A 15,390-nucleotide genomic window follows, 5' to 3' on the forward strand; every position below is an offset into this window, starting at 1 on the left:
GCTGGCATTTGACGCTGGCCCGGACCGCGGGTATAAACCGCCTCTCGTTGTTTTGTCGGACCTTTCCCTATGAGCTTTAGTCCCCTGATTCGCCAACTGATCGATGCCTTGCGCACCTTGCCGGGCGTAGGTCAAAAGACTGCACAGCGCATGGCTCTGCAATTGCTTGAGCGTGATCGCAGCGGTGGTTCGCGTCTGGCGCTGGCCTTGAGTCAGGCTATGGAGGGCGTGGGTCATTGCCGTCTGTGCCGGACCCTGACCGAGGATGACTTGTGTCCGCAGTGCGCCGATGTGCGCCGAGACGACACCCTGCTTTGTGTGGTTGAAGGGCCGATGGATGTCTATGCCGTCGAGCAGACCGGCTATCGCGGTCGTTACTTTGTGCTCAAAGGGCATTTGTCGCCGCTGGACGGCCTGGGGCCGGAGGCGATAGGTATCCCGCAACTGATGACGCGCATCGCGGAACAGGGCACCTTCACCGAGGTGATCCTCGCCACCAACCCGACGGTCGAAGGCGAGGCTACTGCACATTACATAGCGCAATTGCTCGGCAACAAAGGCCTTATTGCTTCGCGCATCGCCCACGGTGTACCGCTGGGTGGGGAGCTGGAACTGGTTGACGGCGGAACCCTGGCCCACTCGTTCTCCGGGCGCAGACCGATCGTTCTGTAAGCATCAGCTTGCCGGCGAGCAGGCGACACGGCCTTACTCCGTCAGGGAAAATTCAGTCAGGCAAAACGTCGGGACGCCCATTTCCTGCAGGCGTTTCGACCCGCCCAGTTGCGGCAGATCAATAATCGCAGCGGCTTCAAACACCTGTGCCCCCATGCGCCGCACCAGATTGACAGCGGCAATCAGGGTCCCGCCCGTAGCGATCAGGTCATCGACGATCAACAGCGAGTCGCCTTCACACAGGCTGTCGGCGTGAACCTCGAGAAACGCTTCGCCATATTCGGTCTGATAGCCTTCGGCTAAAACGTCAGCGGGCAATTTGCCCTGCTTGCGAAACAGGATCAGCGGCTTGTTGAGTTGATGCGCCAGTACCGAGCCAATCAAAAAGCCGCGGGCATCCATGGCGCCGATGTGGCTGAAATCAGCCTCAACGTAGCGTTCGATAAAGGTATCGGCAATCACGCGCATGGCGCGGGGGGATTGATACAGCGGCGTGATATCGCGAAAAATCACCCCTGCTTTGGGGAAGTCAATTACTGGGCGAATCAAGGATTTGAGGCAAAAGTCGTCGCGGATCATATCGGGCTGTCCTGGCGTGCGTTAGCTCGCCAGTATAGCCCGATGAATGACGGATTCAGACTTCCAGCGAGCCACCGGCCAGGGCGCACAGCTTGATGGGGTCAAGAATGTGAACTTCCTTGCCATCAGCGGTGATCAGCTGGTTTTCTTGCAGGCGGGTAAATACCCGGGAAACCGTTTCAACTGCCAGGCCCAGGTAATTGCCGATTTCATTGCGCGACATGCTCAGACGGAACTGGTTGGCCGAAAAGCCACGGGCGCGGAAACGGGCAGACAGGTTGACCAGAAAGGTCGCGATACGTTCGTCAGCGGTCTTTTTCGACAGCAGCAACATCATCTGCTGATCGTCACGAATTTCCCGGCTCATGATGCGCATCAGCTGGCGACGCAGTTGCGGCAGCTGTACCGAAAGCTCGTCCAGACGCTCGAAGGGAATTTCGCAAACCGGCGTGGTTTCCAGTGCCTGGGCAGATACCGGATAGGATTCGGTGTCCATGCCTGACAAACCGACCAGCTCGCTGGGCAAGTGGAAACCGGTGAGTTGCTCTTCGCCGCTGTCACTCAAGCTGAATGTCTTGAGGGCGCCGGAGCGTACTGCGTAGACCGAGACGAACGGGTCGCCCTGACGAAACAGAAATTCGCCTTTTTTCAATGGGCGGCCGCGTTTGACGATTTCCTCTAACGCATCCATGTCTTCCAGGTTTAACGAAAGTGGCAAACATAAAGGCGCGAGACTGCAATCCTTGCAGTGAGCCTGGCTATGAGCGCGCACTTTTACTGGCTCGGACATTTCTTAAATCCTTATAGGAAAACACACATAAGATGCAAGGTTACCCCAGGGAGGGGGCTGAGGCCAGTGCGCCAATTCAGTGCACTTCACTCAAGTAACCTGCCGCCGTGCCGATAGCCCGGTAACGGCTTAAGCACAGGGAGCAGGTCAGATGTCATCGATGGGTGGAGTTGGCCTTAGTCAGAGTGGCATGTTGACCATAAACACGCCTGCGATAAACAGACAGAATGTCGCAGTGGCCGACGAGGACACGGGCCTTGGCCAGGTGGCAGCTCCCGCTGAGGGCGTCAAAGTGGTGATTTCAGGTGCGGCCATGAAGTTGGCAAAAGCGCAGAAAGATCAGAACGACGACATTGAAGGCAGCGGCTTGCCGGATCAGGTTCAGAAAATTCTGAAGATGATTCGCGAGATCAAGAAGCAGATAGCTGAAAAGCAGGCTCAACTGCAGCAAGTCATGGCCAACAGCAATTTGAATCCTGAGCAGGCCAAGGCTCAGGCCGCCGGCTTGCAGGCGGCAATTGCCGGTTTGAGTGCTGCATTGCTCAATGCCAATGCCAGCCTGGTCAAAGCCATGAAAGACTTGAGCGGTGAGGACGCGCTCAAGGCTTCTTCACTGATGGCCAGTTAGCGGGCGTTATCACCGGTTGCGAGCGCTCCCTATATCACCCGGGAAAATCGCTGCCGACTGGCCTGTTCCAGGTAGCCATCAAACACCATGCACACCGAGCGCACCAACAGCCGCCCGGCGGGCAGTACGGTCAGTTGCTCATGGTCCAGGGTGATCAGGCCATCGGCGGCCATTCTCTGCAGGGCAGGCCACTGCTGGGCAAAGTAGCCTCGAAAATCAATATTGAATACTTGCTCTATGTGGGCGAACGGCAAGTTCAAATTGCAGATGATTTGTTGAATCACCTCGCGCCGGATCCGGTCATCCTGATTGCACAGCAGGCCACGGGCAGTGGCGAGCTGGCCGCTGGCCAGGGTGCGCTGATACTGGGTGATGTCGCTGTCATTCTGGCAGTACAGCTCGCCGATCTGGCTGATGGCTGATACGCCGAGGCCGATCAGGTCGCAATGACCGTGGGTGGTGTAACCCTGGAAGTTGCGTTGCAGGGTGGCTTCTTCCTGGGCGATGGCCAGTTCGTCATCCGGCAGTGCGAAGTGATCCATGCCGATATAGCGATATCCGGCAGCTGTCAGCTGGGCGATGGTCCGCTCAAGCATTTCCAGTTTGGCGGCAGGCGAGGGCAGATCGCTGGTATTGATCCGCCGTTGCGGCATGAAGCGCTCTGGCAAGTGCGCGTAATTGAACACCGACAAACGATCCGGCTGCAGGCTGATCACTTCGTTGATGGTTTGTGCGAAGGCTTCGGGGGTTTGCTTGGGCAGGCCGTAGATCAGGTCGATATTGATCGAGCGAAACTGCAGGGTGCGCGCAGCATCGATCACGGCACGGGTTTCTTCCAGGCTTTGCAGGCGATTGACCGCTCGCTGTACCTGGGGGTCGAGATCTTGCAGGCCAATGCTGACGCGATTGAACCCCAGCTCGCGCAGCAGGCCCATGGTCGACCAGTCGGCTTCCCGGGGGTCGATTTCGATGCCGTAATCGCCGGAGTCGTCGTCCAGCAAGGTGAAGTTTTCGCGCAGGCTGGCCATCAATTGGCGCAATTCGGCGTGGCTGAGAAAGGTCGGCGTTCCTCCGCCAAAGTGCAGTTGCTCGACGGTTTGTCTGGGGTCGAGGTGGCAGGCGACCTGGCGGATTTCCTGCTCCAGTCGCTGCAAATAAGGCTGCGCCCGGCCACGGTCTTTAGTGATCACTTTATTGCAGGCGCAGTAGTAGCAAATATTGGCGCAGAACGGCACGTGTACATACAGCGACAACGGCCGCGACGCCTTGCGGCTTTCGCGCAGGGCGTGCAGCAGATCGAAAGTACTGACCTGATCAGTGAACTGCATGGCTGTCGGATATGAGGTATAGCGCGGGCCGGCCAGGTCATAGCGGCGAATCAAATCTGAGTCCCAACGAATGGCGTCGAGCATGCGGGCATTCCCCTGGGATGGTTGGCAATGCGCTGGAGTCTAGGGGCTCGGGATTTGGATGGCCTTGATTTGTATCAATGGCGGCGTGTACTGCATCGCCGGCAAGCCAGCTCCCACAGAGTGTCTCTCGGGGTTGCACAGCTGCTGTGGGAGGTCAGGTCATCCAGCACCCACAGAGTGTCCTTGGGGGTTGCACAGCTATTGTGGGAGCCAGCTTGCTGGCGATGGTATCGGTGAGGTCATCCAGTTGAACTGGGTTGCCTGTATCGCTGGCAAGCCAGCTCCCACAGTGTGTTCCTTGAGGTTGCACAGCTGCTGGGGGAGGTGAGGTCATCCAGTTGAACTGGGTTGCCTATATCGCTGGCAAGCCAGCTCCCACAGTGTGTTCCTTGGGGTTGCACAGCTATTGTGGGAGGTCAGGTCATCCAGCTCCCACAGAGTGTCCTTGGGGGTTGCACAGCTATTGTGGGAGCCAGCTTGCTGGCGATGGTATCGGTGAGGTCATGCAGTTGGGCTGTGTTGCCTGTATCGCTGGCAAGCCAGCTCCCACAGTGTGTTCCTTGGGGTTGCACAATCAGGTCATCCAGCTCCCACAGAGTGTCCCTCCCGGTTGCATAGCTATTGTGGGAGCCAGCTTGCTGGCGATGGTATCGGTGAGGTCATCCAGTTGGGCTGCGTTGCCTGTATCGCCGGCAAGCGCTCGCACAAGTGACTGGGCTAGTGCCCCATCAACCAGTGCTGATGGGGGCCGGGCAGGGTCCAGATGCCGAACAGGATCACCAGCAAGCCCCCGGCCATGCGTACGCTGCGCTTGCGCAGCAGTGCCGTGACACGCTCGGCAGCCAGGCCGGTCGCCAGCAGCACGGGCCAGGTACCAAGCCCGAATGCCAGCATCAGCAGTGCACTGTCGATCGCGCTGCCCTGGCTGGCCGACCAGATCAGCGTGCTGTAGACCAGGCCACATGGCAGCCAGCCCCACAGCGCGCCCAGCAGCAATGCCCGGGGCAGGCTCGACACGGGCAGCAAGCGGTTGGCAACGGGCTGGATATGCCGCCACAGGCCGCGTCCCAGGCTTTCGATGCGGGTCAGGCCGCTCCACCAGCCGGCCAGGTACAAGCCCATGCAGATCAGCAGCAACCCGGCGAGGATGCGCATGTACATCGCCGCCGGACTGTTGGCCACCGCCCATCCGGCGAGCCCCAGCAGCAAACCTGCGGCGGCGTAACTGAGGATCCGCCCCAGGTTATAGGCCAGTAGCAGCCTGAAGCGGCGACTGCGTTGCTCTTTGGGGATGGCCAGGGTCAATGCCCCCATCAGGCCGCCGCACATGCCCAGGCAATGGCCGCCCCCGAGCAGGCCCAGAATCACGGCCGAAACCAGTAGTGGCGCCAGCTCAAACATGGGGTGGGGCCTTGCTGTCGGTGTCCTGCTCCGACTCCGGGTGATGCAGCCTGGCTTCTTCGACGGCCGCTGTATGTTTCGGGTCCTGGTCGTCAAACAGGATGCTGTGGGCCGGGCTGTCGAGGTCATCGTACTGGCCGCTGTCCACTGCCCAGAAGAAGATGTAGATGGCGATTGCGACAATCAGCAAGGCCGCGGGAATCATGATGTAAAGCGCTGGCATAAATACTCCAGGCGACCGGTTCAGATCGGCAGCGGACGGGGTTGTGACGCAGGCCGGGCATGGGGCTGTCGGGGCATGCGGGTCAGGCGCAAGGCATTGAGTACCACGGTCAACGAGCTGATCGACATGCCGATGGCAGCCCAGATCGGCGTGATCCAGCCCAGTGCCGCAAAAGGCAGCATAAGGCCATTGTACAGGCCGGCCCAGAGCAGGTTTTCGATGATTACCCGCCGTGTGCGGCGGGCCAGGCTGAAGGCTTGCACCAGGGCATCCAGGCGATTGGAGAGCAATACCGCATCGGCACTGGTTTTGGCCAGGTCAGTGGCCGAGCCCATGGCCACGCTGATATCGGCAGCGGCCAGCACCGGCACATCGTTGACCCCGTCACCGAGCATCAACACCTTGCGGCCCTCGGCGTGCAGTTGCTGCAAGGCCTGCAGTTTGTCATCCGGGCGCAAGCCGCCCCGGGCCTCATCGATACCCAGCTCGGCGGCCACACTGGCCACCATCGGCGAGCTGTCTCCCGAGAGCAGCAGCGTGCGCCAGCCCCGCGCCTTGCAAGCCGCCAGTAGCGCGGGGGCGTCGTCGCGCAGATGGTCGTCGAGCACCAGCCAGGCCAGCGCGCCGGCGGTATCACCCAGCAACAGCCATTGCCCGGGCTCATCCGGCATCGGCGGCACCGGGCAGAGGCTCAGTTCGCAGACAAAGTCCGGCTGGCCGATGCGTAACTGGCGGTCACCCACCAGGCCTTCAAGGCCCCGGCCTGGTGTGCTGTGTACCTGTTCGGCGGCTTGTGCAGCGCGGCCGAACGCGCGGGCGATCGGGTGTTCCGAGCGGTTCTCGAGGGCCGCTGCCAGGGCCAGACACTGATCGCTGTCCAGTTCGCCCAGGGGGCGAATCGCGCGCAAGGTCAGCCGGCCTTCGGTCAGGGTCCCGGTCTTGTCGAAGATCACCGTGTCGATCTGGTTCAGCCCTTCGAGTACATGGCCGCGGGTCAGCAACAGGCCCAGCTTGTGCAGAGTGCCAGTGGCCGCGGTGAGCGCGGTGGGGGTCGCCAGTGACAGGGCGCAAGGGCAGGTGGCTACCAGCATCGCCAGCACGATCCAGAACGCCCGTGAAGGATCGAGTTGCCACCACAGCAGACCAATTGCCACGGCAGCGAGCAACGAAAACAGCAGGAACCACTGCGCCGCTTTGTCAGCGATCTCGGCCAGGCGCGGTTTTTCGCTCTGGGCCCGGTCCAGTAGACGCACGATGGCGGACAGGCGCGTGTCCTGGCCCAGGGCCAGAACCTCGACGGTCAGCGCGCCTTCGACATTCAGGGTGCCGGCGGTGACCGCATCACCAGCCCGGCGTGCCTGTGGCAGGTATTCGCCGGTCAGCAGAGACTCGTCGATGCTGGACTGGCCTTGCAGGATCTTGCCGTCGGCCGGAAGAATCGCGCCGGGGTGCACCAGCACCTTGTCACCGACTTTGAGTTCGCTCAGCAGAATGCGCTCGCTCTGGCCGTCATCACTCAATCGCAAGCAGGACGCCGGCAGCAGGTTGACCAGTTGTGCGGTGGCGGCGGCAGTGCGTTCCCGGGCGCGGCGTTCCAAGTAGCGCCCGGCCAGCAAAAACAGGGCGAACATGCCCACCGCATCGAAATACAGCTCGCCGACTCCGGTAATGGCAGTCCAGATGCCGGCGATATAGGCGCCGCCGATGGCCAGCGAAACAGACACATCCATGGTCAGATGGCGGGTGCGCAGATCACGCATGGCGCCTTTGAAAAAAGGCGTGCAGCTGTAAAACACGATGGGTGTTGTCAGAAACAGTGCAACCCAGCGCAGGATGGTGTGCATCTCGGGGCTGAGATCAATGTTGAATTCCGGCCAGGTGGCCATGGTCGCCATCATCGCCTGGAACCACAGCAGTCCGGCGACACCCAGCTGGCGCAAAGCCAGGCGATTTTCACTGGCCAGTTGTTCCGTTGCCCTGTCTGCCTGATACGGGTGCGCGGCATAACCGATGTGCCGCAGTTCGCTGAGGATTTCACTCAGCGGCAACTGGCTGTCAGCCCAGCGCACATGCAAACGGTGGTTGGACAGATTGAGGCGGGCTTCGCTCACGGCAGGCAGGCGCCGCAGATGTTTTTCAATCAGCCAGCCACAGGCGGCGCAACTGATGCCTTCGATCAGCAGGGTGGTTTCGGCCTGTTCGCCTTCATGCCGGACAAAGGGTTTTTGCACATCGGCGCGGTCATACAGAGCCAGCTCTTCCACCAGTTGCACGGGTAATGCCTGGGGGTTGGCAGAGGCTTCGCTGCGATGCTGGTAATAGCTTTCCAGGCCGCCGGCCACGATCGCCTCGGCCACCGCCTGGCAACCAGGGCAGCAGAACTCGCGGGTCTGGCCCAGAACAACGGCAGTAAAGCGGCTGCCGGGCGGGACGGGCAGGGCACAGTGATAGCAGGGAACGGGAGAGGTCATGGCGGTCTTTCGCGAGAGGGTGTCGCCGGAACTGCGACATTGCGCTCCGGCCCGCCCCTGCAGGTGCGGGATCGGGCTGGCGCGCAATGGGGTTAATTGGTCTTGTGCACTTCAGCGCCCTGAAGCGGCTCGTCGCCCAGCAGCAGGTCTTTGTCATGGCCCACCAGCTCTTCTTCAAACAGGCGCCAGGTTTTGCCGTCTTCAACGCCCAGCAGCTCAACAAAGCGCCGGCCTTCGATTTTGTCATCCAGCTGGCCGATGTAGCGGCCCGGCTCTGATTCGCTCTGGCTGAGGCTGATCTTGCGATCTTTCTCGGGTTGGGTCGGCGAGATCAGATTCAGTTCCAGTACCTTCGGCTTGCTGTTGCCATCAAGCAGCAGCACCACTTCGCCGGTCATTTCGTCCAGCCGCAGCTTGGCCTTGAGCTGCAGGGTCTGGCCCAGCAGTTCGCGGTCAAGTGCGCGGTTAATGCCTTTGCCGGCCTCGTAGTAGTTGTCGTTGACCAGGTTGTCCGGGTTGTTCACGGCAATGGTCACCATGGACAGGGTCAACGTCACCGAGCAGGCGAGAATGGCAATGATGATCCACGGCCAAAGATGCTTGTACCAAGGGCTGGAGGCGTTTGCTGCGGGCATGGCAGGTTCTCTTCTCTTATCTGATTTGTGGGCCGATGAAGCGGCTCTTGGCTTTGACGCTGATGTCGTTGTGATCGGCATCCTTGAGGGTGAAGAACACTTCGTTGGTGCTGGACGGCAGCTGCTCCGGAGCAATCGAGAGCTCGACCGGCAGGCTGACGATATCGCCCGCGGCGACCCTGATTTCGCGTTTGCCTTGCAGCTTCAGGTCCGGCAGGCCTGTGGCCTCCAGTACATAGGTGTGGTCTTGCTGATCCTTGTTCATGATCTTCAGGCTGTAGACGTTTTCGATCCGTCCTTCAGCGTTTTCGCGGTAGAGCACGCGGTCTTTGCTGACGTCGAACCCCACCAGGGTACGGGTATAGAACGCAGCTGCCAGCAGACCCATCATGGTCAGCAACACCAGTGCATAGCCAAGCAGGCGCGGACGCAACTTGTGGGTTTTCTGGCCCGACAGGTTGTGCTCGGTGGTGTAGCTGATCAGGCCGCGAGGATAGTTCATTTTGTCCATGATGCTGTCGCAGGCATCGATACAGGCGGCGCAGCCGATGCATTCAATCTGCAGGCCGTCACGAATGTCGATCCCGGTCGGGCATACCTGCACGCACATGGTGCAGTCGATGCAGTCACCCAGGCCTTGGGCCTTGTAATCAGTGTCTTTTTTGCGCGGGCCGCGGACTTCGCCGCGCCGCGGGTCGTACGAAACGATCAGCGTGTCCTTGTCGAACATCACGCTCTGGAAGCGGGCATACGGGCACATGTAAATGCACACCTGCTCGCGCAGCCAGCCGGCGTTGCCGTAGGTGGCGAGGGTGAAAAAGCCGACCCAGAAGTAAGCCCAGCCATCAGCCTGGCCGGTAAAGAAATCGAATACCAGTTCGCGTATCGGCGAGAAGTAACCGACAAAGGTCATGCCGGTGACAAAACCGATCAGCAGCCACAGGCTGTGCTTGCTGAATTTGCGCAGGAACTTGTTGGCGCTCATTGGCGCCTTATCGAGCTTGATGCGCTGGTTGCGGTCACCTTCAGTGACCTTCTCGCACCACATGAAAACCCAGGTCCAGACGCTTTGTGGGCAGGTGTAGCCACACCACACGCGACCTGCATACACGGTAATAAAGAACAGGCCAAAGGCCGCGACGATCAGCAGCCCGGAGAGCAGGATGAAATCCTGTGGCCAGAAGGTGGCGCCAAAAATAAAGAATTTACGCTCGGGAAGGTTCCACCAGACGGCCTGGTGCCCACCCCAGTTGAGCCATACCGTACCGAAATACAGCAGGAACAGCACGGCGCCACCGGCGATGCGCAGGTTGCGGAAAATACCAGTAAAGGCCCGGGTGTAGATCTTTTCCCGGGAGGCATACAAATCGACGCTGTCACCAGGTTTTTTGGCAGGCGGCGTGACGTTGTGTACAGGAATCTGATTGCTCATTAGTGCGTCCCACGGCAGTGGAAAATGCCTCGGTCAGTACATGCCGACCGCGGTCAGAAGGTGTTGCAGTGGCGTAATGATACGCCTGTGACTCTAGCTCAAGGGTGCGACCTTTGGTCGCGTTCCGGAAATCACCAACTTGGTATAGGAGATGTAACAAGTCGTGACATGGATCAATTGACTTGGGGTCGCGGTTCAAGTGCAGGGCAATTGCGCACCGGGCAATGGTGGCGTCCAGCGAAAGCACGGCGGTAATAAAACGGCCCCGCCAACGTGGGTTGGCGGGGCCGTTTTCTGCAGCAGTTACAACCCTGCTTTACTCGGCTGCCTTGGCGTCATCGCCATGGGACAGACTGTAAACGTAGGCCGCCAGCAGGTGAACCTTGTCGTTCCCTTGCAGGTCGGCCTGTGCAGGCATCTGGCCCTGACGGCCGTAACGGATGGTCTGTTGCAATTGAGCGAAGCTCGAACCGTAGATGAATGCACCCGGGTGGGTCAGGTTAGGTGCGCCCATCAACGGGTTGCCCTTGCCTTCCGGACCGTGGCAAACCGCACAGTTGGTCGCGAACAGTTCCTTGCCCTTGGCAGGGTCGGCTTTCGCGCCTTCCGGCAGCTTGCGGCCGTCCAGGCCGGTCAGGACATAGGCGGCCACGTCGCTGACGCCTTGCTCGCCGATCACTTCGGACCAGCCCGGCATGATGGCGTGGCGACCGCCCATGATGGTGGCCTTGATGTCTGCCGGTGTACCGCCCCAGCGCCAGTCGGCGTCGGTCAGGTTGGGGAAGCCATAGGCGCCTTTGGCGTCGGAACCGTGGCACACCGAGCAGTTGGAGGCAAACAGGCGGCCACCCATCTTCAGTGCTTGCGGGTCTTTGGCCACTTCCTCAATGGGCATGGCGGCGAATTTGGCGAAGATCGGACCAAACTTGGCGTCCGATTTAGCCATTTCCTTTTCCCACTCGTGAACACCGGTCCAGCCTGTCTGGCCATTGGCAAACGCGGTCTTCTCTTTGGTGTCCAGGTACTCGTAGCCCGGCAGCAGGCCTTTCCAGTTACCCAGGCCCGGGTACAGCACCAGGTAGCCGAGGGCGAAGATGATGGTGCCGATGAACAGCATGAACCACCATTTCGGCATCGGGTTGTCGTACTCTTCAATCCCGTCGTAAGAGTGCCCAACTGTCTCGTCAGTCTGCTCGCTGCGTTGGCCCTTGCGGGTGGCCAGCAACAACCAGGTCAAGGCGAAGATGGTACCCAGACTGAGGACTGTGACGTACAGACTCCAGAACGTAGTCATTCTTTGTTACTCCTAGAAGCTTGCTCTTGCTCTACGTGCTTGATGGCTTCGGGATCATCCTTGAACGGCAATAAGGTTGCGTCATCAAACTCCGACTTGCGTCGCGGACTGAAAACCCACAATGCCAAACCGATAAAAGCCACCATCACGACGACAGTGCCCAGGCCACGAATCATCCCGATATCCATCTAGATCACCGTTTGCTTTTGATGATGGTGCCCAGGCCCTGGAGATAGGCCACCAGCGCGTCCATTTCGGTTTTGCCTTTCACTGCATCCTTGGCCCCGGCGATATCTTCGTCGGTGTAAGGAACGCCGAGCACGCGCAAGACTTCCATTTTTTTCGCCGTGTCCTTGCCGTCCAGCTTGCGTTCTACGAGGAACGGATAGGCAGGCATGATCGACTCGGGGACCACGTTGCGCGGGTTGTACAGGTGCGCACGCTGCCAGTCATCGGAGTAACGACCGCCAACCCGGGCCAGGTCCGGCCCGGTACGCTTGGAGCCCCACAGGAACGGGTGATCCCAGACGCTTTCGCCGGCTACCGAGTAGTGGCCATAACGCTCTGTTTCTGCGCGGAACGGGCGGATCATCTGCGAGTGACATTGCACACAGCCGTTGGCGATGTAGATGTCGCGACCTTCCAGCTCAAGAGCGGTACGCGGCTTCATGCCTTCAACCGGGGTATTGGTCACGTCCTGGAAGAACAGCGGAACGATTTGGGTCAGACCACCGATGCTCACGGCGATGACCATGAAGAAGGCCATCAGGCCAATATTCTTCTCGATTGTTTCGTGCTTCATCAGTGGGCTCCAACTACAGCGATTTTGCTCGCTGCTTCAGCTTCTACCGGGTTCGAGGCGCGTACGGTACGGAACACGTTGTAGGCCATGAACAGCATGCCGCTGGCGAAGATAGCCCCGCCGATGGCGCGAACGATAAAGCCAGGATGGCTGGCTTGCAGTGCTTCCACGAACGAGTAGGTCAGGGTGCCATCGTCGTTGATTGCGCGCCACATCAGGCCCTGGGTGATGCCGTTGACCCACATCGAAGCGATGTAGAGCACGGTACCGATAGTCGCCAGCCAGAAGTGCGTGTTGATCAGGCTGGTGCTGTACATCTGCTTCTGGCCATAGATGCGCGGGATCATGTGGTACATGGCACCGATCGAAATCATCGCTACCCAGCCCAGTGCCCCGGCGTGTACGTGGCCGATGGTCCAGTCGGTGTAGTGCGACAGCGAGTTGACGGTCTTGATTGCCATCATCGGGCCCTCGAAGGTCGACATGCCGTAGAAGGCCAGGGACACCACGAGGAAGCGCAGGATCGGGTCGGTGCGCAATTTATGCCAGGCGCCCGACAGGGTCATCATGCCGTTGATCATGCCGCCCCAGCTTGGAGCCAGCAGGATGATCGACATTGCCATGCCCAGCGACTGGGCCCAGTCCGGCAGAGCGGTGTAGTGCAAGTGGTGCGGGCCGGCCCAGATGTAGAGGGTGATCAGGGCCCAGAAATGCACGATCGACAGACGATACGAGTAGATCGGACGCTCGGCCTGCTTCGGCACGAAGTAGTACATCATGCCCAGGAAGCCTGTAGTCAGGAAGAAACCTACAGCGTTGTGGCCGTACCACCACTGGATCATGGCGTCAGTCGCACCGGCGTAAGCCGAGTAGGACTTGAAGAAGCTCACCGGCAGGGACGCGTGGTTGACGATGTGCAGCATTGCCGTGACGACAATGAATGCACCGTAGAACCAGTTACCTACATAGATGTGCTTGGTTTTGCGCTTGGTAATGGTGCCGAAGAACACAATACCGTAGACCACCCAGACGATGGCCAGCAGGATAGCCAGGGGCCATTCCAGCTCTGCGTATTCCTTGGTTGTGGTGTAGCCCAGCGGCAACGTGATGATCGCGCCGATAATGACCGCCTGCCAGCCCCAGAAGGTGAAGGCAGCCAGGGCGTCGGAGATCAGGCGTGTCTGGCAGGTGCGCTGCACGACGTAGTACGAGGTACCAAACAATGCACAGCCACCGAAGGCAAAAATCACAAGATTGGTATGCAGGGGACGCAGACGGCCAAAGGTTGTCCACTCAAGACCAAGGTTTAATTCAGGCCACACAAGCTGTGACGCGATAAAAACCCCGAGCCCCATGCCAAGGATCCCCCAGACCACCGTCATGATGGCGAACTGGCGGACTACCTTATAGTTATAAGCAGTCGGACTGATTGCTGTGCTCATTCTAAGGTTCCACGGTTTTGGTGTTTTATTAGGAGTAAAAATCGGTCGCAAGTATGTATAAAACGTAGGGGTATTGCAACGCGGCTTGACCTCGGTCAATGCGTTCCAACGCTTATTCTGCGGCCTTTCCATGCGTGCAGTAGGGTCAAGTCGACCGCCAACAAAACACCCCGTGGAAGGCAAAAATGAAAGGGCCGGGCAGGGCAAAACCGGGAGGGGGGCAGTCATGGCAACTTGATGGCGAAGATCGCAATCAACGATAGCCGTTGTAAACCCACCAGTGTGGCCTGTAACTGCACCCTTCAACTTACCGATTAAATTCACTTGACGTGAAACCGGTGACCCCGGGATCACTGAGAATTTGAGCTTAGTCCTGAATGGCGGGAGAGCAACGGCGGACTAAAAAGAGGTGCGACACTTGGTCGCGCTTTTAGGCGGGAACTGCCGCACCAAAATGATGCGGCAGGAAATGTCTGGTAATTATTCGGCTGTTTTTTCCTCTTGATTACCATGGGACAAGCTGAACACATACGCAGCCAGCAATTGCACCTTGTCGTTACCCAGCAACTCGTTCTGCGCCGGCATGTGGCCCTGGCGGCCATGGCGAATGGTTTGCTGCAATTGCGCCAGGCTGGTGCCGTAAATAAAACCCGCTGGCACCGTCAGATCCGGCGCGCCCATCAGTGGCATGCCTTTGCCGTTGGCACCGTGGCACGCCACGCAGGTGGTTTCGAAGGCTTGCTTGCCAGCCACCAGATCCACGGTCGTGCCCTGGGGCAAAGGCAGGCCGGCCAGATCGTGGCGCACATAGGCGGCAACGTTCTTCACACCCTCGTCACCCAGTACCGGGCCCCAGGCCGGCATTGCAGCGATGCGTCCGCCCATGATCGTGGTTTTAATGGTGTCGGCATCGCCGCCCCAGCGCCAGGTGTTGTCGGCCAGGTTGGGGAAGCCGAAGGCGCCCTTGGCATCCGAGCCGTGGCACACCGAGCAATTGGAGGCAAACAGACGACCGCCCATTTTCAGTGCCTGGGGATCCTGGGCCACTTGCTCAACCGGCATGGCGGCGTATTTGGCGAAAATGGGGCCAAACCTGGCGTCTGCCTTGTCCATCTCCTTTTGCCACTCGTTCACCCCTGTCCAGCCATCCTCGTAACCCGGCAGCAGGCCTTTCCAGTTGCCAAGGCCCGGGTAAAGGATCAAATAGCCCACACCAAACACCAGCGTGCCGACGAACAACATGAACCACCATTGTGGCAGCGGGTTGTCGTACTCCTCGATGCCGTCAAAACTGTGGCCCATGGTCTCGACGGTTTCGCTTTTTCTTTCCCCCTTGCGGGTACTGATCAACAGCCAGGTCAGGCCGATCAGCGTGCCAATGGTCAGCACGCAGATATAAACACTCCAGAAGGTGGTCATTGCTTATTACTCCTAGACGCTTGTTCTTGCTCGACGTGTTTGATCGCCTCTGGATCGTCTTTGAATGGCAGCAGGGTCGCGTCTTCGAACTCCGACTTGCGCCGCGGGCTGAATACCCACAGCGCCAGGCCGATAAACGCCACCGCCACCACCACAGTGCCCAGGCCGCGGATCATTCCACTACTCATGT

Annotated in this window: 16 protein-coding genes; 2 read left to right on the forward strand and 14 right to left on the reverse strand. The window is 59.5% G+C overall.

The genetic code is table 11. From position 1 onward, the window contains the following. Positions 1–69 precede the first annotated feature (69 nt). Positions 70–672: a recombination mediator RecR gene (recR, locus tag B195_RS08190; protein ID WP_003447185.1), complete on the forward strand. Its 603-nt coding sequence runs from the start codon at positions 70–72 to the stop codon at positions 670–672. Between the two features lie 33 nt (positions 673–705). Here recR and B195_RS08195 read toward each other — a convergent pair whose 3' ends face one another. Both B195_RS08195 and fnr read right to left on the reverse strand, forming a co-directional pair. Then, positions 706–1,251 carry an adenine phosphoribosyltransferase gene (locus tag B195_RS08195; protein WP_003447187.1) on the reverse strand — a complete coding sequence of 182 codons (546 nt, stop codon included), beginning with the start codon at positions 1,249–1,251 and terminating at the stop codon, positions 706–708. Positions 1,252–1,306: 55 nt separating this feature from the next. Then, entirely contained in the window at positions 1,307–2,041 is a 735-nt protein-coding gene (gene fnr / locus B195_RS08200) for a fumarate/nitrate reduction transcriptional regulator Fnr (protein WP_003447190.1), read from the reverse strand. Between the two features lie 313 nt (positions 2,042–2,354). On the opposite strand from fnr, the gene B195_RS08205 reads away from it, so the two are divergent. Beyond that, complete coding sequence (locus B195_RS08205; RefSeq protein WP_232286848.1) at positions 2,355–2,669, forward strand: hypothetical protein; 315 nt, start codon at positions 2,355–2,357, stop codon at positions 2,667–2,669. 29 nt (positions 2,670–2,698) lie between these two features. On the opposite strand, the gene hemN is transcribed toward B195_RS08205, so the two are convergent. From hemN to B195_RS08265, 12 genes are all read right to left on the reverse strand, one after another. Then, a complete protein-coding gene (hemN, locus tag B195_RS08210) occupies positions 2,699–4,081 on the reverse strand; it encodes an oxygen-independent coproporphyrinogen III oxidase (RefSeq protein ID WP_003447195.1) in 1,383 nt (460 codons plus the stop codon). Between the two features lie 717 nt (positions 4,082–4,798). Next, the gene (locus tag B195_RS08215; protein WP_003447197.1) at positions 4,799–5,482 is read right to left on the reverse strand and encodes a sulfite exporter TauE/SafE family protein; all 684 of its coding nucleotides are present in this window, start codon (positions 5,480–5,482) and stop codon (positions 4,799–4,801) included. Next, positions 5,475–5,705, reverse strand: coding sequence for a cbb3-type cytochrome oxidase assembly protein CcoS (gene ccoS / locus B195_RS08220; protein WP_003447199.1), 231 nt, complete (start codon positions 5,703–5,705; stop codon positions 5,475–5,477). The genes B195_RS08215 and ccoS overlap by 8 nt, the downstream gene beginning before the upstream one ends. Before the next feature lie 20 nt (positions 5,706–5,725). Next, entirely contained in the window at positions 5,726–8,176 is a 2,451-nt protein-coding gene (locus B195_RS08225) for a heavy metal translocating P-type ATPase (protein WP_003447201.1), read from the reverse strand. A gap of 92 nt (positions 8,177–8,268) precedes the next feature. Beyond that, positions 8,269–8,811, reverse strand: a complete 543-nt coding sequence (locus B195_RS08230; protein ID WP_003447203.1) for a FixH family protein — start codon at positions 8,809–8,811, stop codon at positions 8,269–8,271. Between the two features lie 16 nt (positions 8,812–8,827). After that, positions 8,828–10,243 (reverse strand): cytochrome c oxidase accessory protein CcoG, encoded by a 1,416-nt coding sequence (gene ccoG, locus B195_RS08235; protein ID WP_003447205.1) that lies wholly within the window; start codon positions 10,241–10,243, stop codon positions 8,828–8,830. A 316-nt stretch (positions 10,244–10,559) separates the two neighbouring features. Next, the gene (ccoP, locus tag B195_RS08240; RefSeq protein ID WP_003447207.1) at positions 10,560–11,537 is read right to left on the reverse strand and encodes a cytochrome-c oxidase, cbb3-type subunit III; all 978 of its coding nucleotides are present in this window, start codon (positions 11,535–11,537) and stop codon (positions 10,560–10,562) included. Then, positions 11,534–11,725, reverse strand: a complete 192-nt coding sequence (locus B195_RS08245; RefSeq protein ID WP_003447209.1) for a CcoQ/FixQ family Cbb3-type cytochrome c oxidase assembly chaperone — start codon at positions 11,723–11,725, stop codon at positions 11,534–11,536. The genes ccoP (B195_RS08240) and B195_RS08245 overlap by 4 nt, the downstream gene beginning before the upstream one ends. 5 nt (positions 11,726–11,730) lie before the next feature. After that, positions 11,731–12,339 (reverse strand): cytochrome-c oxidase, cbb3-type subunit II, encoded by a 609-nt coding sequence (gene ccoO, locus B195_RS08250; protein ID WP_003447211.1) that lies wholly within the window; start codon positions 12,337–12,339, stop codon positions 11,731–11,733. After that, complete coding sequence (gene ccoN / locus B195_RS08255) at positions 12,339–13,781, reverse strand: cytochrome-c oxidase, cbb3-type subunit I (protein ID WP_003447214.1); 1,443 nt, start codon at positions 13,779–13,781, stop codon at positions 12,339–12,341. Before ccoN ends, ccoO begins: the two co-directional genes overlap by 1 nt. 480 nt (positions 13,782–14,261) lie before the next feature. Further along, positions 14,262–15,200, reverse strand: a complete 939-nt coding sequence (gene ccoP / locus B195_RS08260; protein WP_003447216.1) for a cytochrome-c oxidase, cbb3-type subunit III — start codon at positions 15,198–15,200, stop codon at positions 14,262–14,264. Beyond that, positions 15,197–15,388: a cbb3-type cytochrome c oxidase subunit 3 gene (locus B195_RS08265; RefSeq protein WP_003447218.1), complete on the reverse strand. Its 192-nt coding sequence runs from the start codon at positions 15,386–15,388 to the stop codon at positions 15,197–15,199. The genes ccoP (B195_RS08260) and B195_RS08265 overlap by 4 nt, the downstream gene beginning before the upstream one ends. Between the last annotated feature and the right edge of the window lie 2 nt (positions 15,389–15,390).

Source organism: Pseudomonas sp. Lz4W, from assembly GCF_000346225.2.
GTDB classification, from domain to species: domain Bacteria; phylum Pseudomonadota; class Gammaproteobacteria; order Pseudomonadales; family Pseudomonadaceae; genus Aquipseudomonas; species Aquipseudomonas paraversuta.